Origin of the sequence: Mycolicibacillus koreensis, from assembly GCF_002104795.1 — a bacterium.
Lineage (GTDB): Bacteria > Actinomycetota > Actinomycetes > Mycobacteriales > Mycobacteriaceae > Mycobacterium > Mycobacterium koreense.
The window spans coordinates 33,815-60,733 of the sequence record NZ_NCXO01000023.1 but is presented as its reverse complement, the minus strand read 5'-3'; the positions used below and the strand labels follow the sequence as shown (position 1 = coordinate 60,733).

26 protein-coding genes are annotated in these 26,919 nt (G+C 70.9%); 16 read left to right on the top strand and 10 right to left on the bottom strand.

The annotated features are described in order from the left end of the window. Positions 1-13: 13 nt before the first annotated feature. The 3 genes from lysS to clpC1 all read left to right on the top strand — a co-directional run bounded on the left by lysS (position 14) and on the right by clpC1 (position 4,817). Complete coding sequence (gene lysS, locus B8W67_RS11515) at positions 14-1,519, top strand: lysine--tRNA ligase (RefSeq protein WP_085304082.1); 1,506 nt, start codon at positions 14-16, stop codon at positions 1,517-1,519. A 102-nt stretch (positions 1,520-1,621) separates the two neighbouring features. Next, positions 1,622-1,957, top strand: a complete 336-nt coding sequence (lsr2, locus tag B8W67_RS11510; protein ID WP_069393226.1) for a histone-like nucleoid-structuring protein Lsr2 — start codon at positions 1,622-1,624, stop codon at positions 1,955-1,957. A gap of 337 nt (positions 1,958-2,294) precedes the next feature. Then, entirely contained in the window at positions 2,295-4,817 is a 2,523-nt protein-coding gene (clpC1, locus tag B8W67_RS11505; RefSeq protein ID WP_069393166.1) for an ATP-dependent protease ATP-binding subunit ClpC, read from the top strand. A gap of 19 nt (positions 4,818-4,836) precedes the next feature. Here clpC1 and B8W67_RS11500 read toward each other — a convergent pair whose 3' ends face one another. Both B8W67_RS11500 and B8W67_RS11495 read right to left on the bottom strand, forming a co-directional pair. Further along, entirely contained in the window at positions 4,837-6,153 is a 1,317-nt protein-coding gene (locus B8W67_RS11500) for a serine hydrolase (protein WP_069393227.1), read from the bottom strand. Positions 6,154-6,223: 70 nt separating this feature from the next. Continuing rightward, positions 6,224-6,538: an antibiotic biosynthesis monooxygenase family protein gene (locus B8W67_RS11495; protein ID WP_085304078.1), complete on the bottom strand. Its 315-nt coding sequence runs from the start codon at positions 6,536-6,538 to the stop codon at positions 6,224-6,226. 57 nt (positions 6,539-6,595) lie between these two features. Here B8W67_RS11495 and B8W67_RS11490 point away from each other — a divergent pair, with 57 nt between their 5' ends. Next, a complete protein-coding gene (locus B8W67_RS11490; RefSeq protein ID WP_069393168.1) occupies positions 6,596-7,369 on the top strand; it encodes an alpha/beta fold hydrolase in 774 nt (257 codons plus the stop codon). A 4-nt stretch (positions 7,370-7,373) separates the two neighbouring features. Here the strand turns inward: B8W67_RS11490 and B8W67_RS11485 are convergent, their stop codons facing one another. Then, complete coding sequence (locus tag B8W67_RS11485; protein WP_109470171.1) at positions 7,374-8,246, bottom strand: iron-sulfur binding domain-containing protein; 873 nt, start codon at positions 8,244-8,246, stop codon at positions 7,374-7,376. A gap of 52 nt (positions 8,247-8,298) precedes the next feature. Between B8W67_RS11485 and B8W67_RS11480 the strand changes: the two genes are divergently transcribed. Together B8W67_RS11480 and B8W67_RS11475 are read left to right on the top strand one after the other, a co-directional pair. Further along, on the top strand, positions 8,299-8,916 hold the full coding sequence (locus tag B8W67_RS11480; RefSeq protein WP_069393170.1) for a carbonic anhydrase: 618 nt from the start codon (positions 8,299-8,301) through the stop codon (positions 8,914-8,916). 167 nt (positions 8,917-9,083) lie between these two features. After that, complete coding sequence (locus tag B8W67_RS11475) at positions 9,084-9,893, top strand: hypothetical protein (RefSeq protein WP_234793971.1); 810 nt, start codon at positions 9,084-9,086, stop codon at positions 9,891-9,893. Here B8W67_RS11475 and disA read toward each other — a convergent pair. From disA to B8W67_RS11460, 3 genes are read right to left on the bottom strand one after another with little or no spacing between them, the layout of a single operon-like run. Further along, complete coding sequence (gene disA / locus B8W67_RS11470; protein WP_069393171.1) at positions 9,890-10,972, bottom strand: DNA integrity scanning diadenylate cyclase DisA; 1,083 nt, start codon at positions 10,970-10,972, stop codon at positions 9,890-9,892. The genes B8W67_RS11475 and disA overlap by 4 nt on opposite strands. Next, complete coding sequence (radA, locus tag B8W67_RS11465) at positions 10,969-12,423, bottom strand: DNA repair protein RadA (protein WP_069393172.1); 1,455 nt, start codon at positions 12,421-12,423, stop codon at positions 10,969-10,971. Before radA ends, disA begins: the two co-directional genes overlap by 4 nt. Before the next feature lie 49 nt (positions 12,424-12,472). Beyond that, positions 12,473-13,027 carry a copper chaperone PCu(A)C domain-containing protein gene (locus tag B8W67_RS11460; protein ID WP_234793972.1) on the bottom strand — a complete coding sequence of 185 codons (555 nt, stop codon included), beginning with the start codon at positions 13,025-13,027 and terminating at the stop codon, positions 12,473-12,475. A gap of 276 nt (positions 13,028-13,303) precedes the next feature. Here B8W67_RS11460 and carD point away from each other — a divergent pair, with 276 nt between their 5' ends. From carD to B8W67_RS11430, 6 genes are read left to right on the top strand one after another with little or no spacing between them, the layout of a single operon-like run. Then, complete coding sequence (gene carD / locus B8W67_RS11455; RefSeq protein ID WP_003921720.1) at positions 13,304-13,792, top strand: RNA polymerase-binding transcription factor CarD; 489 nt, start codon at positions 13,304-13,306, stop codon at positions 13,790-13,792. 4 nt (positions 13,793-13,796) lie between these two features. Then, positions 13,797-14,465, top strand: coding sequence for a 2-C-methyl-D-erythritol 4-phosphate cytidylyltransferase (ispD, locus tag B8W67_RS11450; protein ID WP_069393173.1), 669 nt, complete (start codon positions 13,797-13,799; stop codon positions 14,463-14,465). A 5-nt stretch (positions 14,466-14,470) separates the two neighbouring features. Further along, positions 14,471-14,950, top strand: a complete 480-nt coding sequence (gene ispF, locus B8W67_RS11445; RefSeq protein WP_069393230.1) for a 2-C-methyl-D-erythritol 2,4-cyclodiphosphate synthase — start codon at positions 14,471-14,473, stop codon at positions 14,948-14,950. A 29-nt stretch (positions 14,951-14,979) separates the two neighbouring features. Beyond that, positions 14,980-16,398 (top strand): cysteine--tRNA ligase, encoded by a 1,419-nt coding sequence (cysS, locus tag B8W67_RS11440; RefSeq protein WP_069393174.1) that lies wholly within the window; start codon positions 14,980-14,982, stop codon positions 16,396-16,398. A 4-nt stretch (positions 16,399-16,402) separates the two neighbouring features. Beyond that, entirely contained in the window at positions 16,403-17,347 is a 945-nt protein-coding gene (rlmB, locus tag B8W67_RS11435) for a 23S rRNA (guanosine(2251)-2'-O)-methyltransferase RlmB (RefSeq protein WP_069393175.1), read from the top strand. 35 nt (positions 17,348-17,382) lie between these two features. Beyond that, entirely contained in the window at positions 17,383-18,333 is a 951-nt protein-coding gene (locus B8W67_RS11430) for a glycerophosphodiester phosphodiesterase family protein (protein ID WP_372507504.1), read from the top strand. A gap of 7 nt (positions 18,334-18,340) precedes the next feature. On the opposite strand, the gene B8W67_RS11425 is transcribed toward B8W67_RS11430, so the two are convergent. Together B8W67_RS11425 and kstR are read right to left on the bottom strand one after the other, a co-directional pair. Next, positions 18,341-19,261: an MBL fold metallo-hydrolase gene (locus B8W67_RS11425; RefSeq protein WP_069393177.1), complete on the bottom strand. Its 921-nt coding sequence runs from the start codon at positions 19,259-19,261 to the stop codon at positions 18,341-18,343. A gap of 21 nt (positions 19,262-19,282) precedes the next feature. After that, on the bottom strand, positions 19,283-19,888 hold the full coding sequence (kstR, locus tag B8W67_RS11420) for a cholesterol catabolism transcriptional regulator KstR (protein ID WP_174254795.1): 606 nt from the start codon (positions 19,886-19,888) through the stop codon (positions 19,283-19,285). A 259-nt stretch (positions 19,889-20,147) separates the two neighbouring features. Between kstR and B8W67_RS11415 the strand changes: the two genes are divergently transcribed. After that, the gene (locus tag B8W67_RS11415) at positions 20,148-22,256 is read left to right on the top strand and encodes an acyl-CoA dehydrogenase family protein (RefSeq protein WP_069393179.1); all 2,109 of its coding nucleotides are present in this window, start codon (positions 20,148-20,150) and stop codon (positions 22,254-22,256) included. Between the two features lie 13 nt (positions 22,257-22,269). On the opposite strand, the gene B8W67_RS11410 is transcribed toward B8W67_RS11415, so the two are convergent. Together B8W67_RS11410 and B8W67_RS11405 are read right to left on the bottom strand one after the other, a co-directional pair. Next, positions 22,270-22,845, bottom strand: coding sequence for a hypothetical protein (locus B8W67_RS11410; RefSeq protein WP_069393180.1), 576 nt, complete (start codon positions 22,843-22,845; stop codon positions 22,270-22,272). Between the two features lie 51 nt (positions 22,846-22,896). Continuing rightward, positions 22,897-23,991, bottom strand: a complete 1,095-nt coding sequence (locus B8W67_RS11405) for a ferredoxin--NADP reductase (RefSeq protein ID WP_069393181.1) — start codon at positions 23,989-23,991, stop codon at positions 22,897-22,899. 153 nt (positions 23,992-24,144) lie between these two features. Here B8W67_RS11405 and hsaA point away from each other — a divergent pair, with 153 nt between their 5' ends. From hsaA to hsaB, 3 genes are all read left to right on the top strand, one after another. Continuing rightward, on the top strand, positions 24,145-25,335 hold the full coding sequence (gene hsaA / locus B8W67_RS11400; RefSeq protein WP_069393182.1) for a 3-hydroxy-9,10-secoandrosta-1,3,5(10)-triene-9,17-dione monooxygenase oxygenase subunit: 1,191 nt from the start codon (positions 24,145-24,147) through the stop codon (positions 25,333-25,335). 78 nt (positions 25,336-25,413) lie between these two features. After that, positions 25,414-26,319, top strand: a complete 906-nt coding sequence (hsaC, locus tag B8W67_RS11395) for an iron-dependent extradiol dioxygenase HsaC (RefSeq protein WP_069393231.1) — start codon at positions 25,414-25,416, stop codon at positions 26,317-26,319. Next, the gene (gene hsaB, locus B8W67_RS11390) at positions 26,316-26,882 is read left to right on the top strand and encodes a 3-hydroxy-9,10-secoandrosta-1,3,5(10)-triene-9,17-dione monooxygenase reductase subunit (RefSeq protein WP_069393183.1); all 567 of its coding nucleotides are present in this window, start codon (positions 26,316-26,318) and stop codon (positions 26,880-26,882) included. Before hsaC ends, hsaB begins: the two co-directional genes overlap by 4 nt. Positions 26,883-26,919: the final 37 nt, after the last annotated feature.

Here is a 26,919-nt window from a genome sequence, read left to right as displayed (position 1 = left end):
GGGTACGCGTAACCTGCGGACAAGCCCCGCCGACCCGGCCGTGCCCGAGCAGTTCCGGATCCGGCGGGCCAAACGGGAACGGCTGCTCGCCGAGGGCCGCGACCCCTACCCGGTCGAGGTGGCGCGCACCCACACCCTGGCGGAGGTGCGCGCCGCGCACCCGGACCTCCCGGTCGACACCGCCACCGGCGAGCACGTCGGGGTGGCCGGGCGGGTGGTGTTCTCACGGAACTCCGGCAAACTGTGCTTCGCCACCCTGCAGGAGGGCGACGGCACCCAGTTGCAGGCGATGATCAGCCTGGCCCGGGTCGGTCAGGACGAACTCGACCGCTGGAAGACCGACGTGGACCTCGGCGACATCGTGTTCGTCCACGGGGAGGTGATCAGTTCCCGGCGCGGCGAACTGTCGGTGCTGGCCGACTCCTGGCAGATGGCGTCGAAGGCGCTGCGGCCGCTGCCGGTCACCCACAAGGACATGAGCGAGGAGCTGCGCGTCCGGCAGCGCTACGTCGACCTGATCGTGCGCCCGCAGGCCCGCACCGTCGCCCGCCAGCGCATCGCGGTGGTGCGCGCACTGCGCCACGCGCTGGAGCGGCGTGGCTTCGACGAGGTCGAGACCCCGATGCTGCAGGTGCTCGCCGGCGGTGCCGCGGCCCGGCCGTTCGTCACCCGCTCCAACGCCTTGGACACCGAGCTGTATCTGCGGATCGCACCGGAGCTGTTTTTGAAACGCTGCGTGGTCGGCGGTTTCGACAAGGTTTTCGAGCTGAATCGCGTGTTCCGAAATGAAGGAGTTGATTCCACTCATTCACCGGAATTTTCGATGCTGGAAACCTATCAGGCCTACGGCACCTACGATGATTCGGCGATCACGACCCGTGAACTCATTCAAGAGGTCGCCGACGAAGCGATCGGGACGCGCCAGGTGCCCCTGCCCGACGGCAGCACCTACGACATCGACGGTGATTGGGCGGCGGTGGAAATGTATCCGTCGCTGTCGGAGGCGCTCGGCGAGGAGATCACCCCGCAGACGCCTGCGGAGCTGCTGTGGAAAATCGCCGATCGCCTCGGGGTGGAAATTCCCACGGACCGGGGTTTCGGGCACGGGAAACTCGTGGAGGAACTCTGGGAACACACCGTGGGCTCCACGTTGAGTGCCCCGACCTTTGTCCGCGACTTCCCGGTCGAGACCACGCCATTGACCCGCCAGCATCGCAGCAAGCCCGGTGTCACCGAGAAATGGGACCTATACCTGCGGGGATTCGAACTGGCCACCGGGTATTCGGAGTTGGTCGACCCGGTCATCCAGCGTGAGCGCTTCGTCGCGCAGGCCCGGGCGGCCGCCGCCGGCGACGACGAGGCGATGGCGCTCGACGAGGATTTCCTCGCCGCCATCGAGCACGCGATGCCGCCGTGTACGGGCACCGGAATGGGTATTGACCGACTCCTGATGGTATTAACGGGATTGTCAATTCGAGAGACGGTTTTGTTCCCGATTGTTCGCCGTCACGGTAATTGAATGCGCCCGCGATCGGACATTATCCAATGCGCTATCCTTTCGGGGAAACACCGCGACGGTGTTTAAGTGCCCGGGGGTATGGCGAAAGGATTGCGTGCGCTGATGGCGAAAAAAGTTACGGTGACCCTGGTCGATGATCTCGATGGTGCCGCCACCGCCGACGAGACCGTCGAATTCGGGTTGGACGGGGTCTCCTATGAGATCGACCTGTCGACGAAGAATGCCGACAAGTTGCGCAATGATCTGAAGAAGTGGATCGAGTCGGCTCGCCGGGTCGGCGGGCGGCGTCGGGGCCGGTCGACCAGCGGCCGCCGTGGCGCGATCGACCGCGAGCAGAGCGCGGCGATCCGCGAATGGGCGCGCCGCAACGGCCACAACGTGTCCACCCGCGGGCGCATCCCCGCCGAGGTGATCGAGGCGTTCCACGCGGCGAGCTGAGTCCGCGCCCGCCCCCCGGGGCGGGTTTTCGCTGGTGGCGAACCGATCGGCGGGGTGATTCGGGAAGCGTCGGTCGGCGCCCCGGCGTTACTCCCGTGTGGCCGGATGCGTTCCGGGCACGGCAAGGGCAGGTCACGGGTGCGCCGGGGCCCGCCGGCGATCGCCGGGGTCCACCGGGGTGCGCGCCGCACGCCGATCGGGCACCGTCGGGTCCCCGCCGTGCGCGTGCCGTTGCGGGCACCGCGCGGTAGGAAGCCCGGCCTGCCGCCACTACAGTGGACGGCAGGTGCGCATGCCGACCGTGGCACCTATATGTAGGGAGAGCAGGTAACCACCGATGTTCGAGAGATTCACCGACCGGGCACGTCGGGTTGTGGTCTTGGCCCAAGAAGAGGCCCGGATGCTCAACCACAATTACATCGGCACCGAGCACATCCTGTTGGGTCTGATCCACGAGGGTGAAGGGGTCGCCGCCAAGTCGCTGGAGTCGCTGGGGATCTCCCTGGAGGGGGTGCGCAGCCAGGTCGAGGAGATCATCGGCCAGGGCCAGCAGGCACCGTCCGGGCACATCCCGTTCACCCCGCGCGCCAAGAAGGTGTTGGAGCTGAGCCTGCGCGAGGCGCTGCAGCTCGGCCACAACTACATCGGCACCGAGCACATCCTGCTCGGGTTGATCCGGGAGGGCGAGGGCGTGGCCGCCCAGGTGCTGGTCAAACTGGGCGCGGAGCTGACCCGGGTGCGCCAGCAGGTCATCCAGCTGCTCTCGGGGTATCAGGGCAAGGAGACCGCCGAGGCCGGCACCGGCGGACGGGGCGGGGAGTCCGGCTCGCCGTCCACCTCGCTGGTGCTCGACCAGTTCGGCCGCAACCTCACCGCCGCCGCCGCCGACGGCAAGCTCGACCCGGTCATCGGCCGGGAGAAAGAGATCGAGCGGGTCATGCAGGTGCTGTCCCGGCGCACCAAGAACAACCCGGTGCTCATCGGTGAGCCCGGGGTGGGCAAGACTGCCGTCGTCGAGGGGCTCGCGCAGGCCATCGTCAACGGCGAGGTCCCCGAGACACTCAAGGACAAACAGCTCTACACCCTGGATCTGGGTTCGCTGGTCGCGGGCAGCCGCTACCGCGGGGACTTCGAGGAACGCCTGAAGAAGGTCCTCAAGGAGATCAACACCCGCGGCGACATCATCTTGTTCATCGACGAGCTGCACACGCTGGTCGGTGCCGGCGCCGCCGAGGGCGCGATCGACGCCGCCAGCATCCTCAAGCCGAAGCTGGCCCGCGGCGAGTTGCAGACCATCGGCGCGACCACCCTCGACGAGTACCGCAAGTACATCGAGAAGGACGCCGCGCTGGAACGCCGGTTCCAGCCGGTGCAGGTCGGCGAGCCGTCGGTGGAGCACACCATCGAGATCCTCAAGGGCCTGCGGGACCGCTACGAGGCCCACCACCGGGTGTCGATCACCGACCCCGCGCTGGTGGCCGCGGCGACCCTGGCCGACCGCTACATCAATGACCGGTTCCTGCCGGACAAGGCGATCGACTTGATCGACGAAGCGGGGGCGCGGATGCGGATCCGCCGGATGACCGCGCCGCCGGACCTGCGCGAGTTCGACGAGAAGATCGCCGACGTGCGCCGGGAGAAGGAATCGGCGATCGACGCCCAGGACTTCGAGAAGGCCGCCAGCCTGCGTGACCAGGAGAAGCAACTGGTCGCCCAGCGCAGTGAGCGCGAAAAGCAATGGCGTTCCGGGGATCTCGACGTGGTCGCCGAGGTCGACGACGAGCAGATCGCCGAGGTGCTGGGCAACTGGACCGGGATCCCGGTGTTCAAGCTCACCGAGGCGGAGACCACCCGGCTGTTGCGGATGGAAGATGAGCTGCACAAGCGGATCATCGGCCAAGACGACGCGGTCAACGCGGTGTCCAAGGCGATCCGGCGTACCCGCGCCGGGCTGAAGGACCCGAAACGGCCGTCGGGGTCGTTCATCTTCGCCGGTCCGTCCGGGGTCGGCAAGACCGAGCTGTCCAAGGCGCTCGCGGAGTTCCTGTTCGGCGACGACGACGCGCTCATCCAGATCGACATGGGCGAGTTCCACGACCGGTTCACCGCCTCGCGGCTGTTCGGCGCCCCCCCGGGCTACGTCGGCTACGAGGAGGGCGGCCAGCTCACCGAGAAGGTGCGGCGCAAGCCGTTCTCGGTGGTGCTGTTCGACGAGATCGAGAAGGCGCACCAGGAGATCTACAACAGCCTGCTGCAGGTCCTCGAGGACGGTCGGCTCACCGACGGGCAGGGCCGCACGGTCGACTTCAAGAACACCGTGTTGATCTTCACCTCCAACCTGGGGACCTCCGACATCTCCAAGGCGGTCGGCCTGGGCTTCACCCAGGGCGGCGGGGAGAACAACTACGAGCGGATGAAACTCAAGGTCAACGACGAGCTCAAGAAGCACTTCCGGCCTGAGTTCCTCAACCGGATCGATGACATCATCGTGTTCCACCAGTTGACCCGCGAGGAAATCATCCAGATGGTGGACCTGCTGGTGGGCCGGGTGGCCACCCAGCTCAAGGCCAAGGACATGGCCCTGGAGCTCACCGATGCGGCCCGCTCGCTGTTGGCCAAGCGCGGCTTCGACCCGGTGCTCGGTGCGCGGCCGTTGCGGCGCACCATCCAGCGCGAGATCGAAGACCAGCTCTCGGAGAAGATCCTGTTCGAAGAGATCGGGCCGGGGCAGCTGATCACCGTCGACGTGGACAACTGGGACGGCGAGAGCTCCGGGGAGGACGCGGTGTTCACCTTCACCGGGACCGCCAAACCGACCGAGCCCACCGACGCCGACCTGGCCAAGGCCACCTCGGAGTAACGCGAAAGGCCAGCTGGCGTCAGCGCTGCCGCGGCAGCATCCCGAAGACCTGACGGGCGATCTGGATGACCCAGCCGGCCACCAGCGGCCCATGGTCGCGCGGCCAGTTCAACTGGAAGCTGACCACCCACGGCTGACCGGCGCTGTCGACTGCGTACCAGCTGAACGTCAGATCCCCGGGCAGCCCACCGGCTTTCGCGCCGATGTAGGGCCAGTCGTTGCGGTTGAGTTTGATCCCGGCGACCGCGGACAGGATCTCGGTGACCGGCGCGGCCGCGCCGGTCGCGCCCTGCTGCAAGGCGACGTGCACCCGGCAGATGTCCTCGGCGCTGCCGTACCACTCGGCGCCGTACTTCGACGCCGGCGTGTGGGCGCGCACCGGATCCGGTTGGTAGGGACGGGAATTGGCTTCCCGGAGCAGTTCGGCGCGGCCCGCAGCGTTGGCGGTGCGCCACTGTTCACGCAGATCCGGTTCCCCCCAGCCGACCGAGAACAGCTCGTACATGGTCGGAAACGGCGTCATGCTGGCCGGGTCGTGGTGGCCGGTGTCGACAAGCGCCTGCTCGACGGCGTGGGTGCCGACCCGGTCGATGAGCAGGTCGGTGGCCATGTTGTCGCTGGTGGCGATCATCTTCTCGGCGGCGGTGCGCACCGTCACCTGCGCCCCGGCGGGCAAGTCCTGAAAACCCGAGGACCCCACCGCCTTGGACCGGTGGGTGATGGTCAACGGGTCGTCCCAGCTCACGGTGCCGGCCTTCACCGCCGAGGCCACCGCGTAGAGCACGTACAGTTTGAAAATCGATGCCAGCGGCAGGGATTCGGTCGTGTTGGCGCCGGCGACCGGCTCACAGCGACCGTCGACGACCTTGGCCGCCTGATAGGAGTAGCGCGCCCCGGTGCCGGCGAGCACCGCGTCGACGTCGGCGAAGGAACCCACCTGCGGCTTATGGGTGGTGACCTCGAACTGGCGCACCAACCCGTCGTCGCCGACCCGCAGTTCGACGTCCTGGCGGGCACCGTAGGAAGCCCGCAGGTGCAACGTGGCGCTGCTGGCGCGCACCTCCACGTCGTCGACGGTGTAGGGGCGGTCCCACCACAGCGAGTCGAGTCGTTCGACGACCTCGTCGACCTTCTTCGGAGTGGCCAGGGTGGCCACCGACTGGGGCCCGATCGGCCAGTCGGAGTTGAGCATGTCCAGGGTCTGCTGGGCCCGCAGCCCCGGCGGGGTGCCGGTGTTGACCTGGGTCACCCGCGCACCGGGTTGGTTCGCGCCCGGCGACGGGGCGGCCGGTGAGGTGCATCCACCGACCAGCGCCGCGCTCACCGCGACAACCAGTGCCGCCGCCCCCGAGCGTCCGGCGCCGACCCGCCCGCAATGCCCGAAGGGCCAGGAACGGCTGAAACGGCTAAGCCTGGGCACCGGCTGGCGTGACGTCGAGGACCACCTCGAATTCCAGCAGGGAAGCACCGGTCGCCACCGCGGAGCGGTCGCTGCTGTGGGCGTCGGCGGCCCGGCCGGTCGCCCAGGCCTGAAACGCCTCATCGGACTCCCACTGGGTGACCACGAAGTAGCGGTCGTCCCCCGCGGTGGGGCGCAGCAGCTGAAACCCGAGGAAACCCGGCGAGGTCTCCACCGTGTGGGCGCGCTGGGCGAACCGCTTCTCCAACTCGGGACCCGCACCGGGCGGCACATCGATAGCGTTGATCTTCACCACTGGCATGCCCGCCAGGCTACCGTGCCTGCCGGGACGCTCCGGTGGGCACGCAAGACTGGCCACATGGGTATCACCGCATCGGAGCTGTTGACCTACCGCGGCGGGCAGGGCGCTCCGCTGGTGCTGGTGCACGGTCTGATGGGCCGGGGCGCCACCTGGTCGCGGCAGTGGCCGTGGCTGGCCGGTTTCGGGGCGGTCTACACCTACGACGCGCCCTGGCACCGGGGCCGCGACGTCGACGACCCGCATCCGATCGACACCGACCGGTTCGTCGCCGACCTCGCCGACGCGCTCACCCCGCTGCGCCGACCCGCCACCCTGGTCGGTCACTCGATGGGGGCGCTGCACTCGTGGTGTCTGGCCGCCGCCCGGCCCGAGTTGGTCACCGCGCTGGTCGTCGAGGACATGGCGCCGGACTTCCGGGGGCGCAGCACTGGACCGTGGGAGCCGTGGCTGCGTGCCCTGCCGGTGGAATTTCCCACCGCAGACCAGGTTTACGACGAGTTCGGCCCGGTCGCCGGGCGGTACTTCCTGGAGGCCTTCGACCGCACCGAAACCGGGTGGCGGCTGCACGGTCATCCGCAACGCTGGATCGAGATCGCCGCGCAGTGGGAGCGGCGCGACTACTGGCAGCAGTGGCGGGCGGTCACCGCCCCGGCGCTGCTGCTGGAGGCGGGCAACTCGGTCACCCCGCCGGGGCAGATGCGCACCATGGCCGAGATCGGGGCGCACTGCAGCTATCTGGCGGTTGCCGACGTCGGTCACCTGATCCACGATGAGGCGCCGCGGCGCTACGGCGAGGCGGTGACGGCGTTCCTGCACGCCCACCACCGGTGAGGCCTCAGCCCTCCCCGGGCAGAGCGAACCGGCCGTCGCCGGTGCGGCGCACCAGCCCGTCGGCCAGAAGTGACGCCAACGCCCGCTGCCGTTGCTCGTCGTCGGCCGGCCACGCCAGGTCCAGGTCGTGTTGGCCCACCGGGGATGTGGCGGCCCGCAACACGTCGAGCAAGCGACCCCGGACCTGACGGTCGGTGCCGGCGTAGCGCTGGGCGGGCCGCGGCGGCGTCGTCGACGCCGGGTAGTCGCGTTCGCGCCACGCGCAGCGCGACAGCGGGCAGACCGTGCAGCGCGGCTTGCGGGCGGTGCACACGATCGCGCCGAGCTCCATCAACGCCGCCGAGTACACCGGGGCACGGCCGTCGTCGGGCAGCAGGGCGGCGACCTCGGCGTGGTCGCGTCCCGGCGCGGGGGACGCCGCGTCGGCCACGCCGCGCACCGCACGCGCGATCACCCGGCGCACGTTGGTGTCGACCACCGGAACGGACTGGCCGTAGGCGAAACACGCCACCGCCCGCGCGGTGTAGGCGCCCACCCCGGGCAGCGTGAGCAACGTGTCCACCGCCCGCGGCACCTCGTCACCGTGATCCTCGGCGATGACCCGCGCGCATGCGTGCAGTCGGGTGGCGCGGCGCGGATAGCCCAGCTTGCCCCAGGCGCGCAGCACGTCGGCGGGGCTGGCCGCCGCGGTCGCCGACGGTGTCGGCCAGCGGGTCACCCACTGCGTCCACACCGGAAGCACCCGTGCCACCGGGGTCTGCTGCAGCATGAACTCGCTGACCAGGATCTTCCACGGGCTCACCGCGGGATCGCGCCACGGCAGATCCCGGCGCGACCGGCCGTACCAGTCGCACAGTTCGGTGGCCGGGATCGTCATTGGGGGGCACTGGTGTGTGGGCGCCGCCGGGCGGCGGTGCAGAATGTCGACCATGCCGAATTCGAATCCGAGGTCCGCGTGGAAGGCACTCGCCGAGGGTAACCAGCGCTTCGTCGCCGGCACCCCCGAGCACCCCAGTCAGAGCATCGAGCGCCGCGCCAGCCTCGCCGGCGGGCAGGCCCCGATCGCGGTGGTGTTCGGCTGCGGCGACAGTCGGGTGGCCGCCGAGATCATCTTCGATCAGGGCCTCGGCGACATGTTCGTGGTGCGCACCGCCGGCCACGTCATCGACTCCGCGGTGCTCGGCTCGATCGAATTCGCGGTGACCGTGCTCGACGTGCCGCTGGTCGTGGTGCTCGGCCATGACCGCTGCGGTGCGGTCAAGGCCGCCCGCTCCGCGCTCGATGACGGCGTCATTCCGGGCGGCTACCTGCGCGATGTCGTCGAGCCGGTGACCAGCTCGATCCTGCTGGGCCGCCGCGAAGGCCTCGAGAGCATCGACGACCTGGAGGCCCGCCACGTCAACGAGACCGTGGTGCAGCTGCGGGAGCGCTGCCCGGTCATCGCCGAACGGCTCGACGCGGGCGCGCTGGCGATCGTCGGGGCGACCTACCATCTCGCCGACGGGGCGGTGGAGCTGCGCGACTATCTCGGCGACATTGGAGTCTAGAGGAGTCTAGAGGCCGCCTAGAGGCCGTCTGAGGCCGTCTGGGGCCGCCTGAGGCCGCCTGAGGCCGTCTGAGGGGCGGGCGCGTTAGCGCGCCGAGGTCACGGTGAGGTTGCGACACGCCGAGAGCGATCGGACGTGTTGTGCTGACCTGGGCTTACCGTGATGAGGTGTTGGATTTGGAACCGCAAGGCCCGCTACCACCGAAGATCTATTGGCGGCGCCGGGGGCTGGCGCTCGGCATCGTGGCGGCGGTTCTCGCCGTGGTGGTCGCGATCGTGTTCGCGATCATGCACGGCGGCTCCGACTCCTCGGATAACCCCGACGCCGCCGGCACCGAGCAACCGGAGGCCGTGCCGCCGGAGGGCAAGACCCCGGTGGTGCCGCCCGCCTCCGAGAGCGCCCCGCCCCAACCGACCCCGACCGAGGCGGTGACACCGCCGCCGGTGCTCAAAGACGGCGACGACTGCCCGGATTCGGCGCTGGCGGTCAAGGGGCTGACCAGTCAGCCGGGTTACACCGTCGGCGAGCAACCGAAGTTCACCATGGTGGTCACCAACATCGGGCTGGCCACCTGTAAACGCGACGTCGGCGCGGCGGTGCTGGCCGCCTACGTGTACTCGCTGGACAACCAGCGACTCTGGTCCAACCTCGACTGTGCCCCCTCCAACGAGACCCTGGTGAAGGATTTCACCCCCGGCGAGCAGGTGGTCACCAACGTCACCTGGACCGGCACCGGGTCCAAGCCCCAGTGCCCGCTGCCGCGGGAGCCGATCGGCCCGGGCACCTACAACCTGGTGGTGCAGTTGGGCAATCTCCGGTCGGCGGCGGTGCCGTTCGTGTTGGCCGAGCCCGGCGCGGAGAACCCGCCCGCCCAACCCGAGCAGCCGCAACAACCCGGCGAGCAGCAGCCCGGCGAGCAGCCGACCGGCCCCCCGCCGGGGCCGGTGCCGGAGGTGCCGCACATGCCCGGCGGTTAGCCGGGCCGGTCGACGATCGTCGACTCCGCGAGCTGGGAGAGCCCCTCGCGGACGTGGCGGGCCCACATGGCCCCGATCCCCTCCACCGACTGCAGGTCGGTGGCGCTGGCCGCCAGCAGGCCCTGCAGCGAACCGAACGCGCGCACCAGCAGATCGGCGTGGGCGAACTGCAGCCGGGGGATCCCGGCCATCGCCCGGTAGCCGCGCGGGCTCACTGCGGAATCCTGGGCGGCGTCGGTGGAGGGGTAGCCGAACACCCGCGCCAGCACCGTGAAGTCCAGCAGTTCGGTGTCGGTGAGCGCGTCGAGCTCATCGAGCACGCAGGTCAGCTGCGCCTCGCTCAGCGGTTGCGGGTTGGCGTGGTAGTCGCGGACGATCAGCGCCCGCGCGGAGTCGTTGTCGCCCATCAGCTCCTCGAGCTGTAGGCGCAGCTGCCGCCCGTCGGTGCCCAGCTCGACCACGTCGTAGTCGATCTCCAGGCCGATGCGCCGGACCAGCTCCAGGCGCTGCACCACGGTCATCGCGTCGCGCAGCGTCGCGAAGTCCTCGATCTCGGCGCCGGAGAGCTGCCGGCTCACCTCGTCGAGGCGGGCCCGGAACCGCTCCAGGGTGGCGATGGCCTGGTTCGCGCGGGACAGGATCGTCGCCGAGTCGGTCAACACGTGGCGCTCCCCGCCGGCGTAGACGGTGACGATGTTCATCGAATGGCTCACCGACACCACCGGCAGGCCGGTCTGCACGGCGGTGCGCTCCGCCGACCGGTGTCGGGTCCCGGACTCGTCGGTGGGAATCGACGGGTCCGGCACCAGCTGCACGTTGGCGCGCAGGATCCGGCTACCGTCGGTGGACAGCACCACCGCGCCGTCCATCTTCGCCAGCTCCCGCAGCCGGGTCGGTGCGTAGCGCACGTCCAGCGAGAAGCCACCGTCGCAGATCGCCTCGACCCCGTCGTCGTGGCCGAGCACGATGATCGCCCCGGTGCGCCCGCGCAGGATGCGTTCCAGCCCGTCGCGCAGGGCGGTGCCCGGGGCCAGCCGGGCCACCACCTCCCGCAGCGGGGATGCACTCTCAGCGGTCACAGCAGACCATTGTGCTCGTCGTGCCCGTCGCCGATGTGCGGTGGCGGCGCATCCACCAGACGCAGCGGCGCCGGCCGGGGCCGGCGGGGCCGGGCGAGGTCGCTCAGGTGGCGCAGCGCGGTGACGATGTCGGCGGCCTCACGCACCCGCAGCCCGGCCGGGACCTTGCCGGCGCCGCGCCCCGGCGGGGCCAGCGCGGTGTGAAAACCCAGCCGAGCGGCCTCGGCGAGGCGCCGATCCATCCCGGCCACCGGCCGCAGGTCACCGGCGAGCCCGACCTCGCCGATCATCACCACGCTCGACGGCAGCGGCAGGTCGGCGTGCGCGGAGGCCAACGCCGTCGCGACCGCCAGATCGGTCGACGGGTCGGTCAGCCGCATCCCGCCGACCGTGGACAGATAGATGTCGCTGGCCGCGACCGGCAGGCCGGCGTGCTTGTCGAGCACCGCGGCGATCATCGCGGTGCGGGCCGGGTCGATGCCGCTGACCGCGCGCCGCGGCGGCCCGCCGGCCGGCGTGGTCAACAACGCCTGCACCTCGCCGACCAGGGGGCGCTTGCCGTCGAGTTTCACCGTGATCGCGGTGCCGGGCACCGGGTCGCCGCGCTGGTCGAGGAAGAGCCCCGACGGGTCGGCCACCCCTTCGATGCCGTCCTCGAGCAGCAGAAAGCAGCCCACCTCGTCGGCGCCGCCGAACCGGTTCTTGATGCCGCGCACCATCCGCAGCGACCCGTTGCGGTCCCCCTCGAAGTGCAGCACCACGTCGACGAGATGCTCCAGCGAGCGCGGGCCGGCGATCGCGCCGTCCTTGGTGACGTGGCCGACCAGGATCAGCGCCGTACCGGAGGATTTCGCCGCGGCGGTCAGCGCCGCGGTCGCCGCGCGCACCTGGGTGACCCCACCGATCACCCCGTCGGTGCCGGCGTCGGCGACGGTCTGCACCGAGTCGACGATCGCCAGGCTCGGCGCCACCGCGTCGAAATGCCCGAGGATGGTCTGCAGATCCGATTCGGCGGCCAGGAACACCTCGGGGTGGGTGCAGCCGGTGCGTTCGGCGCGCATCCGGATCTGACCGCCGGTCTCCTCACCGGAGACGTAGAGCGCGCGCCGTCCCGCCGCCGCCCACCGGTGGGCGGCCTGCAGCAGCAGTGTGGACTTGCCGACGCCGGGATCACCGGCGAGCAGGGTCACCGACCCGGGCACCACACCCCCGCCGAGCACCCGGTCCAACTCGTCGACGCCGGTCGGCTGATGCCAGGTCGGGTCGGGTTCGATCGTGCTGATCGAGACCGCCGGGCGAACCGGCGGGGCCGCGGCGCGGGCTCCGCCGGTGGTGAGCACGGCCACCTCCTCGACGCTGCCCCAGCTGCCGCAGTCCGGGCAGCGTCCCACCCACTTGGCGGTGACGTGCTGACACCGCGAACAGCGGAATTGCGAGCGTGCCTTGGCCACCCGATGACCGTATCGGCCGGCTCCGACAGGGCTGTAGCCGACGCGGCGCTTAGTCGGCGGGGACCTGCTGCGGTTCCAGCCCGGCCGAGACCGGCACCGCCAGCTTGATCGTGCCGACCTTCTCGAACTCGAATGTGAAGTCGTAGTTGATGCCGTTGGTGATCGGCTTTTTCAGCTCGAGCATGGCGGTGGCGTTGGTGACGTTGTCCTGCTTGGGGGTGCGGGTCTGGCCGGCCGGGGTGCCGATCAGCAGCCGTCCCGCCACCGGCACCTCCGGTTTCTTCGGCGACAGCGTCACCTTGCCGATCGGGGTGGTGACGTCGACGAGGTGTTCGACGGTCTCCAGCGAGTCGTTGGCGACGACCAGCACCAACTCCACCGTGGTGCCCGGCTGCAGGAAGTCGCCGCTCTGCTGGGCCTGGATGCGCACGTCGCGCAGCGCGATGTTCTTCGTCGTGGCCTCCGAGCCGTCCACCGCGGGCGCCTGGTCGGCGGTCTGGGAATGCTGCCCGGTCCCACAGCCGGACAACAGGGTGGCCAGCGCCAGGGCGCAGGCGGCCAGCCCGGCGGAGACGGCCGACGGGCGAGTGGTGGTCGATTTCACGGGATGGCCTCCTGCTCGGCGCTGCAGATCGCGCGGTGGCGTATCTGAACTCTCTCGAGAGTGCAGCGTAGTTGGTGGGCTCACCGGCACCCAAGAGGAGGTCGACAACCCGGTGTTCGCGGGCGGTCCCCTCGGCCGCCCGCGGGGTGCTGTGTACATGTATTTGCCGAGTTGTCAAGCCCCTTGAACCGACCGCCGTGCCCCTGACCTGCACCGTTGTTCAACGTGTGTCAGAACACCGTGTTAGCATGGAGGGGCGAAAGGGGCTCAATTCAGATGATTTTTAAGGTCGGAGACACGGTTGTCTATCCACACCACGGTGCCGCGCTGATCGAGGCGATTGAAACCCGGACCATCAAGGGCGAGCAGAAAGAGTATCTCGTCCTCAAGGTGGCGCAGGGCGACCTCACCGTTCGCGTGCCCGCCGAGAACGCCGAATACGTCGGTGTTCGCGATGTGGTCGGGCAGGAGGGTCTGGACAAGGTCTTCCAGGTGCTGCGGGCCCCCCACACCGAGGAGCCGACCAACTGGTCGCGCCGGTACAAGGCGAACCTGGAGAAGTTGGCGTCCGGTGATGTGAACAAGGTCGCCGAGGTGGTGCGCGACCTGTGGCGGCGTGACCAGGAGCGTGGTCTGTCCGCCGGCGAGAAGCGGATGCTGGCCAAGGCGCGCCAGATCCTGGTCGGGGAGTTGGCGTTGGCGGAGAACACCGACGACGCCAAGGCCGAGACCATTCTCGACGAGGTGCTCGCCGCCGCATCCTGACACGATGAGCACGGTTGCGGTGATCCCGGCCGCCGGGGCGGGCAAACGCCTCAAGGCCGGTGTTCCCAAGGCGTTCTTTCAGTTGGCCGGGCACACCCTGGTCGAGCGCGCGGTGGTCGGCATGCAGAAGTCCGGGGTGATCGACCGGGTGGTGATCGCGGTGCCCGCCGGGCGCACCGACGAGGCGAAGCTGATCCTCGGCGGTGCCGACGTGCCGGTCGAGGTCGTCGCCGGCGGCGCCACCCGCACCGAGTCGGTGCGCCTGGCCCTCGCGGCGGCCGGTGACCCGCGGTTCGTGCTGGTGCACGACGCCGCCCGCCCGCTGACCCCGCCGGAGCTGATCGTGCGGGTGGTCGAGGCGCTGCAGGCCGGCCACGAGGCGGTCATCCCGGGAATGGCGGTGGTCGACACGATCAAGGCCGTCGACGCCAACGGGGTGGTGCTGGGCACCCCGGAACGCTCCGGGCTGCGGGCCGTGCAGACCCCGCAGGGCTTCACCGCCGAGCTGCTGGCCCGCGCCTACGAGCGGGCCGGGGACACCGCGTTCAGCGACGACGCCGCGATGGTGGAGACCGTCGGCGGGCAGGTGCAGGTGGTCGACGGCGATCCGCTGGCGTTCAAGATCACCAACCCGTGGGACCTGAAACTGGCCCGCGCCCTGCTGGAGCGGTGAACCCGGTGGCGCCGCTGCCGCGGGTCGGACTGGCCAGCGATGTGCACCCGATCGAACCCGGTCGGCCCTGCGCCCTGCTCGGGCTGCTGTTCGACGACGCCGACGGCTGCAGCGGGCACTCCGACGGCGACGTCGCCGCCCACGCCCTCTGCGACGCGCTGCTGTCGGCGGCCGGGCTCGGCGACATCGGCGCGGTGTTCGGTGTCGACGACCCCCGCTGGCGCGGGGTGTCCGGGGCGCAGATGCTGCGCCACGTGCGCGGGCTGCTCGCCGACGCCGGGTTCACCGTCGGCAACGCCGCGGTCCAGGTGATCGGCAACCGGCCCAAGATCGGGCCGCGCCGCGAGGAGGCCCAGCGGCTGCTCTCCGGGCTGCTGGACGCCCCGGTGTCGGTCTCGGCGACCACCACCGACGGGCTCGGGCTCACCGGTCGCGGTGAGGGGATGGCCGCGATCGCGACCGCGTTGGTGGTGGGCAGCCGATAGCGCACGCCAGCCCGGTAAGCTGGCACGTCGTGACCGATCCCGCCCGTCTCCGGCTCCATGACACCGCGGCCGGTGCCGTGCGCGATTTCCAGCCGCTGCGGCCCGGGCACGTCTCGATCTACCTGTGCGGGGCGACCGTGCAGGATGTGCCCCACATCGGGCACGTCCGCAGCGGGGTGGCCTTCGACATCCTGCGCCGCTGGCTGACCGCGCGCGGCTACGACGTCGCGTTCATCCGCAACGTCACCGACATCGACGACAAGATCCTCACCAAGGCCGCCGCCGCGGGCCGGCCCTGGTGGGAGTGGGCGGCCACCCATGAGCGGGCCTTCACCGCCGCCTACGACGCCCTCGGGGTGGCACCCCCGTCGGCCGAACCGCGCGCCACCGGCCACATCACCGAGATGGTCGAGCTGATCGAGCGGCTCATCGCCGGCGGGCACGCCTACCGGGATCTGCGCGAAGGCGGCGGGGACGTCTACTTCGACGTGACGAGCTTCCCCGACTACGGGCAGCTGTCCGGGCACCGCATCGACGACGTGCACCAGGGCGAGGGCGTGGCCACCGGTAAACGCGACCAGCGTGACTTCACCCTGTGGAAGGGCGCCAAGCCCGGCGAGCCGTCCTGGCCGACGCCGTGGGGGCGCGGCCGGCCCGGCTGGCATCTGGAGTGTTCGGCGATGGCCAGGGCCTACCTCGGTCCGCAATTCGACATCCATTGCGGCGGCATGGATCTGATTTTCCCGCACCACGAGAACGAAATCGCCCAGAGTCGCGCCGCCGGTGACGGCTTCGCCGCATACTGGCTGCACAACGGCTGGGTCACCATGGGCGGGGAGAAGATGAGCAAATCGCTGGGCAACGTGCTGTCGATGCCGGCGGTGCTCTCCCGGGTGCGCGCCGCCGAACTGCGCTACTACCTCGGCAGCGCCCACTACCGGTCGATGCTGGAGTTCTCCGAGACCGCGCTGACCGACGCGGCGAAGGCCTACAGCGGCCTGGAGGACTTCCTGCACCGGGTGCACCGGCGGGCCGGATCGGTGCCGGTCGGCCAGTGGACCCCGCAGTTCGCCGCGGCCCTCGACGACGACCTGTCGGTGCCGGTCGCGCTGGCCGAGATCCACCACGCCCGCGCCGAAGGCAACCGGGCCCTCGACGCCGGGGACACCGACACCGCGCTGGCGCACGCCGGTGCGATCCGGGCGATGATGGGCATCCTGGGCTGCGATCCGCTCGACCAGCGGTGGGAGTCCCGCAGCGAATCGGCGGCGGCGCTGACCGCCGTGGACGTGCTGGCCCGCGCCGAGTTGGAACGGCGCGAGAGCGCTCGCGCCGACCGGGACTGGGCGCTGGCCGACGAGATCCGCGACCGGCTCAACGCGGCCGGCATCGAGGTCACCGACACCGGCGACGGCCCGCAGTGGTCGCTGGCCGAGCAGGGCGGATAGCGCGATGGCCGGCAACTCCCGACGTCGCGGCGCGGTCCGCAAACCCGGCACCAAAAAGGGGCCCACCGTCGGCTCCGGCGGGGTGCGCCGGCGCGGGCTGGAGGGCCGCGGCCCCACCCCGCCGGCCCACGAGCGGGCCTATCACCCGGCCGCCAAACGGGCGAAAAAGGCCGCCGCGGCGCAGGCGTCGCGGGCCGGGCGTCGCGGTGGTGACACCGAGACGGTGCTGGGCCGCAACCCGGTGCTGGAATGCCTGCGCGCCGGGGTGCCGGCGACCGCGCTGTATGTCGCGCTGGGCGCCGACGCCGACGAACGGCTCACCGAGGCCGTGCGCCGGGCCGCCGACTCCGGCATCGCGATCCTGGAGGTGCCCCGCACCGACCTGGACAAGCTCACCACCAACGGGCTGCACCAGGGGGTGGCGCTGCAGGTGCCGCCGTATGACTACGCCCACCCCGATGATCTGCTCGCCGTCTCCGCCCGGGCCGGCACCGCGCCGCTGATCGTGACGCTGGACAACATCTCCGATCCCCGCAACCTGGGGGCGATCGTGCGCTCGACCGCCGCGTTCGGCGGCGACGGGGTGGTGATCCCGCAGCGCCGCTCGGCGGCGGTCACCGCGGTGGCCTGGCGGACCAGCGCCGGTGCGGCCGCCCGGATCCCGGTGGCGCGGGCCACCAACCTCACCCGCACGCTGGTCGGCTACGCCCAGGCCGGTCTGCAGGTGGTCGGCCTCGACGCCGACGGTGACACCGCCGTCGACGACCTCGACGCCACCGGTCCGCTGGTGGTGGTGGTCGGCTCCGAGGGCAAGGGGCTCTCCCGTCTGGTGCGCCAGACCTGCGATCAGGTGGTGTCGATCCCGATGGTCGGTGCGACCGAGTCGCTCAACGCGTCGGTGGCCGCCGGGGTGGTGCTCGCCGAGGTGGCCCGGCAGCGCCGCCGGTGAACCCCGGGCGCTGGCGCGGCGCCGTCGCGACGCTGCTGGTGGGGCTGGTCGGGCTGGTCGGGCTGACCCTGCCGGCGGCTCCCCCCGCCGGAGCGGACCCGGGCGCCTTCGATCTGCAGGCCCACCGCGGCGGTCGCGGCGAAACCACCGAGGAGTCGCTGCCGGCGTTCGCCCACGCCCTGCAGGTCGGCGTCGACACCCTCGAGCTGGATGTGGTGCTCACCGCCGATGATCGGCCGCTGGTCTGGCACGACCCGGTGATCGAGGCGACGAAATGCCGCGACACCGCCCCGGCGGTCCCCGCCGACCCGCAGTTCCCCTACGTGGGCCGGGCCGTCGCGGAGCTGACGCTGAGCCAACTGCGCACCCTGGACTGCGGGCTGCCCCAGGCGCAGTTCCCGCAGGCGCGGGTCATCGCCCCCAACCGGCTGGCCACCCTGCCCGAGGTGTTCGCGCTGGCCGAGGGATACCGGGCGGCGGTGCGGTTCAACATCGAGACCAAGGTGTCCCCCGACGATCCGGCCGGTGCCCCGCAGGCGTCCGTCGCGGCGATCCTGGCGGCGGTGCGCGCCGCCGGTGTCGGCGACCGGGTGAGCATCCAAAGCTTCGACTGGCGGACCCTGCCACTGGTGCGCGCCGCCGACCCGGCGATCCCGCTGGTGGCGCTCTGGGAACCGCAGACCTGGCGACCCGGCTCGCCGTGGCTGGCCGGCATCGACCCGGCGGCGGTGCCCGATCCGCTGGCGGCGGTGAACCTTCTCGGCGCCGAGGTCGCCGCCCCGCCCTATCAGCTGGTCGACGCCGATTTCGTCGCCCGCGCCCACCGGATGGGGTTGACGGTGGTGCCGTGGACGGTCAACGACCCCGCCGCACTGCACACCCTGATCGACGCCGGCGTCGACGGGGTCATCACCGACTACCCGACGATGGCGCGCGGTGTGCTCGCCGAGCGCGGCATGCCGCTGCCACGTCCCTATGGTCAGTGAACCCCGGTCAGCCCCAAGGGTTTTCGCGTTGCCACAGGGTGGGGAAATGCATGGTCACCCCGTCGCGGCGGGCCAGCACGTCGAGCACCCGCAGGGTCGCGTCGAGGTCGTCGACGGCGTAGGGCAGCGCGCGCAGCCCGGCGGTGAGCGGACGGAAGAAATCGTCCCAGTGGGTGAGCACCACGGTGTGCGCGCCGACCGCGCCGACCGTCTCGTCCCAGTAGTCGCGCACATAGTGCTGCGGTTGCACGCCGAGCTGGCCGACGCCGAGATACACCACCTCGGCGCGGATCCCGTGCAGTGCCCCGCGGCGAAACCCGGCGCTGCCGGCCACCAGCAGCCGTCGCCCCGACGGCCGGTGGGCGATGAGCACCGACCACGCCTCCCCGCACCGGTACGCCGAGGCCCGCACCGGCGGGACCACCGGCGCGGCGATCACCCCGGGAAACCGGTCCGGCGGGCAGTGCGCCGACTCGATCAGCGTCACGGTGTAGCCGTCGAGGTCGATCGGCTCACCGGGCACCGCCACCGTCACGCGCTCGGCGGGTAGCCCGGCGCCGGCGCCGAGCTGGGCGGCCGATGAGCCCCCGACCAGCCGGGCGCCGGTGCGTGCGGCCACCACCGCCGAATCCAGCGCATGGTCGAGGTGGGTGTGCACCGGGATCACCGCGGCGAGCCGGTGGGCGCCGAGGCGGGCCAGGGCGCCGTCGATGCGGGCCGGTGCCGGGGCCACCGTCCCCAGCGCCACCCGGGCGAGTCCCGGGCGGCTGAAATAACCGTCGGTGAGCAGCATCGTCGCCCCGTCGTCGACGAGCAGCGTCGTCACCCCCGCCCAGGTGACCGCGAGCGGATCGTCGGGGCGCGCGGGCTCCACGGTGAACCGGCCCCGCAGGCGGGCCAGATCGGGACGACCGGGTTTCAGTCGCATCGGCGGGTGCGGTGAACCGGCTCAGACCTTGGGCACATCGCCGTCGCCGACCAACAGACGCACCGCCAGGTCCAGGCGCTTGGCCACGTCGGTCGCCGAAGCGCGGCGGGTCAGCCAGGCCAGCAGGTTCGACAACCACACATCGGAGATGACCCGGGCGATGTGGTACTGGTCCTCGGTCGGGTCGCCGTCGGCCATCGCCCGGGCGAACATCGAGTCGATGATCTTCTCGACGTGGTCGACCTCGGCGGCCGCCGAGGCGTCGGCGAACACATAGGCGCGGGTCATCGCCTCGGTCAGCAGCGGGTTGCGCTGGTTGGCGCGGTTGAGGCTGTTGATCAGCGAGCTGAGCCGCTCGAACGGGGTGTCCCCGCCGAGGGCGGCGCGGTCGGTGCGCTCGTCGATGCGCTCGAATTCCCGGCCGAGCGCGGAGACCAGCAGGTGCACCTTGGACGGGAAGTAGCGGTACAAGGTGCCCACCGCCACGTCGGCGCGGTCGGCCACCGCCCGCATCTGCACCGCCTCGTAGCCGCCCTTGGACGCGATCGCCATGGTGGCGTCGAGGATGCGTTTACGGCGTTCCCGCTGCGCCTCGGAGCCCAGCGCCGCTTCGGTGGGGGCGGCCACGTCAGCGCCCGCCCGGGACGTCGGCGCGGCGGTGCCGACGGTGGCGAACACGGGTCATCGGACACCTCCTCGTCTGCGCTGGCCGGCGGCGGCCCCGGCGACCGCCGATTTGACGGTCGACTCCTCACGCTATTAGAACACGTTCTAGTCTGGAGGTGATCCGGGTTGCGCGCAACCCGCCGACGCACCGCAGAATACAACCCGGTGGGCCGCAACCGACCGCCCGCCGCCGGTCCCGTGACCTACAGAGGAGCCCGCCGTGACCCCAACCACCCCCGACGAGCAGACCGCGGCCCGGGAGCTGGTGCGTGACTGGGCCGCCGCGGCGACACCGGGCGACGTCATCCGGCAGGTCGAGGCCGGCCAGCCCGACGCGTGGCGTCCGCTGTTTACCGGGCTGACCGAGCTGGGGCTGTTCGGCGTGGCGGTGTCCGAGGAGCACGGCGGCGCCGACGGCACCGTCGCCGACCTGTGCGCGATGGTCGACGAGGCGGCCGCGGCGCTGGTGCCCGGACCGGTGGCCACCACCGCGCTGGCCACCCTGGTCGCCACCGAGGAGGCGACGCTGACCGCGCTCGCGTCCGGGGACCGCACCGCGGGGGTGGCGCTCGCCGCGGATCTGGAGTTCGCCGACGGGGCGGTCTCCGGTGTCGCGCCCTACGTGCTCGGCGCCGAGGAGGGCCAGCTGCTGGTGCTGCCGGCCGGCGCGCACTGGGTGCTCGTCGACGCCGCCGCCGACGGGGTGCAGGTCACCCCGCTGACCGCCACCGACTTCTCCCGGCCGCTGGCGCGGGTCACCCTGCGCGACGCCGCGGCGGTCGAGCTGGCGGTCGCACCGCAGCGGCTGGTCGATCTGGCGGCCACGATCGCCGCCGCCGAGGCCGCCGGGCTGGCGCGCTGGGCGCTGCGCACCGCGGTGGACTACGCCAAGGTGCGCGAACAGTTCGGCAAACCGATCGGCAGCTTCCAGGCGATCAAGCACCTCTGCGCCGAGATGCTGCTGCGCACCGAGCAGTCCGCGGTGGCCGCCGCCGACGCGGCCACCGCGGCCGACGCCGGCGACGACCCGCAGCTGTCGATCGCCGCGGCGGTGGCCGCGGCCACCGGGATCGAGGCGGCCGAGGCCAACGTCAAGGCCTGCATCCAGGTCCTCGGCGGCATCGGCATCACCTGGGAACACGACGCGCACCTGTACCTGCGCCGCGCCCTGGGCATCGCGCAGTTCCTCGGTGGGCGGCGGCGCTGGCTGCGCCGGATCGCCGAGCTCACCGGCGCGGGGGTGCGCCGGCGGCTGCGCATCGACCTGGAGTCGGTGGCCGACCTGCGTCCGCAGATCGCCGAGGCGGTCGCCGCGGTGGCCGCGGTGCCCGCCGAGCAGCGCCAGGTCGCCCTGGCCGACGCCGGCCTGCAGGCGCCGCACTGGCCGGCCCCCTACGGGCGCAACGCCTCAGCCGCCGAGCAGCTGCTCATCGACGAGGAACTCGCCGCGGCCGGGGTGGAGCGTCCCGACCTGGTGATCGGCTGGTGGGCGGCGCCGACCATCCTCGAGCACGGCACCCCGGAGCAGATCGAACGGTTCATCCCGGCCACCCTGCGCGGGGAGATCTTCTGGTGCCAGATGTTCTCCGAGCCGGGGGCCGGCTCGGATCTGGCGGCGCTGCGCACCAAGGCGGTGAAGGTCGACGGCGGCTGGCGGCTCACCGGGCAGAAGGTGTGGACCTCGGCGGCCCACCGCGCCCAGTGGGGGGTGTGCCTGGCCCGCACCGACCCGGACGCCCCCAAACACAAGGGCATCAGCTACTTCCTGATCGACATGGCCGCCCCCGGCATCGAGATCCGGCCGCTGCGCGAGATCACCGGCGACGACCTGTTCAACGAGGTGTTCCTCGACGACGTGTTCGTGCCCGACGACATGGTGGTCGGTGCGGTCAACGACGGTTGGCGGCTGGCCCGCACCACGCTGGCCAACGAGCGGGTCGCGATGGCCGGCGGCACCGCGCTGGACAATCCGATGGAGGAGCTGCTCGCGACGGTCGCCGAACGTGACCTCGACGGCGCCGACGCCGACCGGCTCGGCATGCTGATCGTCTCCGCCCAGGTGGGGGCGCTGCTCGACCAGCGCATCGCCCAGCTGGCGGTCGGCGGGGCGGACCCGGGTGCGCAGTCCTCGGCCCGCAAACTCATCGGGGTGCGCTACCGCCAGGCGCTCTCGCAGTTCCGCATGGAGCTCTCCGAGGGCGCCGGGGTGGTGGTCAACTCGACCGTGTTCGACTTCCTCAACACCCGCTGCCTGACCATCGCCGGCGGCACCGAGCAGATCCTGCTCACCGTGGCCGCCGAGCGGCTGCTGGGGCTGCCCCGCGGGTAGACCGCCCGGGCGGCTACTCGTAGACGGTCTGCGCGCAGGTGGCCGGGCCGGTGATGTTGACACCGGTGTAGACCACCTGGATGTGGGTGCACAGGATCACGCTGGCGCCGACCTTGGGTTGGCCGGTGGCCAGGTCGCTGACCACGATCGTGCCGTGGGTCTGGTACTTCTCCGGCGGTCCCGCACCGCCGTAGAGGCTGGTGATCTCCGACGGCCCGCCGTCTTTGAACACCTTGGTGCCCGGCCCGCCGCGGTCCCCCCACGGACCCTCCCCGCCGGCGGTGTGCACATCCATGTAGGCGGTGCGCTGCAGCGAGCGGATGACCGTGCTCTGGCGCGCCCACAGGTCGGCGGGGAACCCGGTCAGCCCGTCGGGGGTCTGCAGTGCGGCCCCGACGGTGAAGTTGCACAGCCCGGCGGAGGCCTGGCAGTCCAGCCACGCGTGGGTCTGCAACTGGGTGGCCGGATCGATCGGGAACAGTTTGCTCGCGTCGGCGGTGCCGGCGGCGGCCACCGCCGGTTGCCCGCCGATCATCAGCGCCCCCACGGCCGCCAGAACCCACCCTGCTGACCAGGCCCGCCGCTTCATCGCGCTCCCTTACCCGTGCCGAACCACTCCCGGATGAACCTAGCCGCCGGGCTAATCGTCGTAGGTGACTTCCACCGAATCGGTCTCTGGGTGCGACTGGCAGGCCAGGATCAGACCCTCGGCCAGGTCCTGCTCGTCGAGCACGTCGTTGACCTCCATCGACACCTTGCCGCTCTTCATCGTGCAGGCACATGCCGCGCAGTGCCCCTCCCGGCAGGAGAACGGTGCGTCCAGGCCGGCGTCGAGCAGCAGATCGAGCAGCTTGACGTGCCGCGGCCACGGCAGCGTGGTGGTCTGACCGTCGAGTTCGACGGTGACGCTGGCCGGCGGCGCGGCGTCCTCGGGGGCCTCCTCGATGGTCACCGCGGCGAACGGGTCGCTCGCCAGCGACTTGAACACCTCGATGTTGATCTGGGTCTCGGGCACCGACAGCTGCGCCAGCGCGTCGCTGGCGGCCTGCATGAACGGGCCCGGCCCGCAGATGAACACCTGCCGGTCGGTGTGGGCGGCGGCCAGCCGGGCCAGCGCCGACGCGGTGGGCCGGCCCTGCACCGACTCCAGCCAGTGCACGACGGTGAACCGGTCGGGGTGCTCGGCGGCCAGCGTCCGCAGCGCCTCGGCGAAGATCACCGAGTTCTCGTTGCGGTTGGCGTAGAGCAGCGTCACCTGCCCGCCGCCCTGCGACAGCGCCGACTTCGCGATCGCCATCATCGGGGTGATGCCGCTGCCGGCGGCGATCAGCAGGAAATCGTCGTCGAGGTTTCTGGGCACGAAGGTGCCCGACGGTGCGAGCACGTGCACCCGCATGCCGGGGTGGGCATGATCACACAACCAGTTCGACGCGTAGCCCTGCCCGTCGCGTTTGACGGTGACGGTCAGGTTCTCCTCGGAGAACGGCGAGCTGCACAGCGAGTAGCAGCGGGCCACCGAGCCGGTCTGCTCGCTGGGCACCCGCAGGGTCAAAAACTGCCCCGGGGAGTACCGCAGCCGCTCGGCGGGGATGGGGGTGTCGTCGGGCCCGTCGGGGGCGGTGAACACCAGCGATCGCGCGTCATCGGTCTCGTCGATGACGTCGGCGATCTGCAACTCCAGCACGTGGTCGCCCAGCGGTTCGTCGGGCGCAGATTCGGTTACGGAGTCCGACACGGCGTGATCCTCTTTCCGGTCATAACTAGAACAGGTTACAGAAACCCGGCCACCCATCGCTACCAGCCGCAGGGATACCCCACTCGACACGAATCAGAACGTGTTCTAATCTCTGTCTGTATCCGAGTGCCCGACTCCCGGGAGGCAATAGCAGTGACGTCCATTCAACAGCGCGACGCGCAGGCGGTTCTAGCCGGTATCGATGAGTTGCTGCCGCAGTTGCGGGAGCGCGCTCAGGAGACCGAGGACCTGCGCCGTGTCCACGACGACAACATCAAGGCGCTCCAGGACGTCGGATTCTTCACCTTGCTGCAGCCCGAACAGTGGGGCGGGCTGCAGTGCGACCCGGCGATCTTCTTCGAGGCGGTGCGCCGGCTGGCCTCGGCGTGCGGTTCCACCGGCTGGGTCGCCTCGATCATCGGGGTGCACAACTGGCACCTGGCGCTGTTCGACCAGAAAGCCCAGGAAGAGGTGTGGGGCACCGACCCGAACACCCGGGTGTCCTCGTCGTACGCCCCGATGGGGGCGGGCACCGTGGTCGAGGGCAAGGACGGCTACCTGGTCAGCGGCGCCTGGAATTGGTCGTCCGGCTGCGACCACGCCACCTGGGCGTTCCTCGGCGGTCCGGTCATCAAGGACGGCCGGCCGGTCGACTTCGGCAGCTTCTTGATCCCGATCAGCGACTACGAGATCGACGACGTCTGGCATGTGGTCGGGCTGCGCGGCACCGGCTCCAACACCATCCACGTCAAGGACGTGTTCGTGCCCAAGCACCGGTTCTTGTCCTACAAGGCGATGAACGACCACACCGCCGGCGGGTATGAGACCAACACCGCGCCGCTGTACAAGATGCCGTGGGGCACGGTGCACCCCACCACGATCTCCGCGCCGATCGTCGGGATGGCCTACGGCGCCTACGACGCCCACGTCGAGCACCAGGGCAAGCGGGTCCGCGCCGCCTTCGCCGGGGAGAAGACCAAAGACGACCCGTTCGCCAAGGTCCGCATCGCCGAGGCGGCCAGCGACATCGACGCCGCGTGGCGTCAGCTCATCGGCAACGTCTCCGAGGAGTACGCGCTGCTCGTCGCCGGCGAGGAGATCCCGTTCGCGCTGCGGGCTCGGGCCCGCCGCGACCAGGTGCGCGCCACCGGCCGCGCGATCGCCTCGATCGACCGGCTCTTCGAGGCGTCCGGGGCGACCGCGTTGGCCAACGACGCTCCCGTGCAGCGGTTCTGGCGTGACGCCCACGCCGGTCGGGTGCACGCCGCCAACGACCCCGAGCGCGCCTACGTGATCTTCGGCAACGACGAGTTCGGGTTGCCGCCCGGCGACACCATGGTCTAACCCCCGGTTTTCGGGCAGGCTGGACACCAGCGCCCGCCGACGGCGGGTTTCAACAGGAGTTTCAACAGGAGGCGCGTGATGGGCATCCGGTCGCTGGGGTACATGCGCATCGAGGCCACCGACATGGCGGCCTGGCGTGAGTACGGGCTCAAGGTGCTCGGCATGGTCGAGGGCAAGGGCACCACCGAGGGGGCGCTGTACCTGCGGATGGACGAGTTCCCGGCCCGGCTGGTGATCGTGCCCGGCGAGCACGACCGGCTGCTGGTCTCCGGGTGGGAGTGCGCCAACGCCGCCGAACTCCAGGACGTCCGCGACCGGCTCGACGGGGCCGGCACCCCGTACAAGGAGGCCACCGCCGCGCAACTCGCCGAGCGGCGCGTCGACGAGATGATCGCCTTCGAGGACCCCTCGGGCAACTGTCTGGAGGCCTTCCACGGCGCGGCGCTGGAGCATCGCCGACTGGTCAGTCCGTACGGCCACCGGTTCGTCACCGAGGAGCAGGGCCTGGGCCACGTGGTGCTGTCGACCAAGGACGACGCCGAGGCGCTGCGCTTCTACCGCGACGTGCTCGGCTTCCGGCTGCGCGACTCGATGCGGCTGCCCCCGCAGTTCGTCGGGCGCCCCGCCGACGGCGACCCCGCCTGGCTGCGGTTCTTCGGGTGCAACCCGCGCCACCACAGCCTGGCGTTCTTGCCGATGCCCACCCCCACCGGCATCGTGCACCTGATGGTGGAGGTGGAAAACGCCGACGACGTGGGGCTGTGCCTGGACCGCGCGCTGCGCCGCAAGGTGCCGATGTCGGCGACGCTGGGACGCCACGTCAACGACAAGATGCTGTCGTTCTACATGAAAACCCCCAGTGGCTTCGACGTCGAATTCGGTTGCGAGGGACTCGAAGTCGACGACACCGACTGGATCGCCCGGGAATCCACCGCGGTGAGTCTGTGGGGCCACGACTTCACCGTCGGTGCGCAGAACCCGTGAGTGACGCAGCGATCGATCCCCGCGCGTTCCGGAACGTGCTGGGCCAGTTCTGCACCGGGATCACCATCATCACCACCGTCCACGACGATGTGCCGATCGGGTTCGCCTGCCAGTCGTTCGCCGCGCTGTCGCTGGACCCGCCGCTGGTGCTGTTCTGCCCCACCAAGGTGTCCCGGTCCTGGCAGGCGATCGAGGCCAGCGGACGGTTCTGCGTGAACATCCTCACCGAGGCGCAAAAGCACGTCTCGGCGCGGTTCGGGTCGCGCGAACCGGACAAGTTCGCCGGCATCGACTGGACGCCGTCGCCGTTGGGGTCGCCGATCATCGACGGGTCGCTGGCCCACATCGACTGCACCGTCGACTCCGTGCACGACGGCGGTGACCATTTCGTGGTGTTCGGCGCGGTGAACTCGCTGTCGGAGGCGCCGAGGATCAAACCGCGGCCGCTGCTGTTCTACCGCGGCGACTACACCGGCATCGAGCCGGACAAGACCACCCCGGCGCAGTGGCGCGACGACCTCGAGGCGTTTTTGACCGCCACCACCGACGACACCTGGCTGTAGGAACCTGCAGGACCTGCCGGAGCCCCGGGCACGGTTG

What these genes read in the sequence shown, in the direction of transcription:
- hsaC (WP_069393231.1), top strand. Translation starts at nt 25,414, where the DNA reads ATGGGCATCCGGTCGCTGGGGTACATGCGCATCGAGGCCACCGACATG.
- B8W67_RS11495 (WP_085304078.1), bottom strand. Translation starts at nt 6,538, where the DNA reads ATGCCAGTGGTGAAGATCAACGCTATCGATGTGCCGCCCGGTGCGGGT.
- B8W67_RS11410 (WP_069393180.1), bottom strand. Translation starts at nt 22,845, where the DNA reads ATGAAGCGGCGGGCCTGGTCAGCAGGGTGGGTTCTGGCGGCCGTGGGG.
- B8W67_RS11485 (WP_109470171.1), bottom strand. Translation starts at nt 8,246, where the DNA reads ATGACGATCCCGGCCACCGAACTGTGCGACTGGTACGGCCGGTCGCGC.
- clpC1 (WP_069393166.1), top strand. Translation starts at nt 2,295, where the DNA reads ATGTTCGAGAGATTCACCGACCGGGCACGTCGGGTTGTGGTCTTGGCC.
- carD (WP_003921720.1), top strand. Translation starts at nt 13,304, where the DNA reads ATGATTTTTAAGGTCGGAGACACGGTTGTCTATCCACACCACGGTGCC.
- B8W67_RS11480 (WP_069393170.1), top strand. Translation starts at nt 8,299, where the DNA reads ATGCCGAATTCGAATCCGAGGTCCGCGTGGAAGGCACTCGCCGAGGGT.
- ispD (WP_069393173.1), top strand. Translation starts at nt 13,797, where the DNA reads ATGAGCACGGTTGCGGTGATCCCGGCCGCCGGGGCGGGCAAACGCCTC.
- rlmB (WP_069393175.1), top strand. Translation starts at nt 16,403, where the DNA reads ATGGCCGGCAACTCCCGACGTCGCGGCGCGGTCCGCAAACCCGGCACC.
- lsr2 (WP_069393226.1), top strand. Translation starts at nt 1,622, where the DNA reads ATGGCGAAAAAAGTTACGGTGACCCTGGTCGATGATCTCGATGGTGCC.
- B8W67_RS11425 (WP_069393177.1), bottom strand. Translation starts at nt 19,261, where the DNA reads ATGCGACTGAAACCCGGTCGTCCCGATCTGGCCCGCCTGCGGGGCCGG.
- B8W67_RS11490 (WP_069393168.1), top strand. Translation starts at nt 6,596, where the DNA reads ATGGGTATCACCGCATCGGAGCTGTTGACCTACCGCGGCGGGCAGGGC.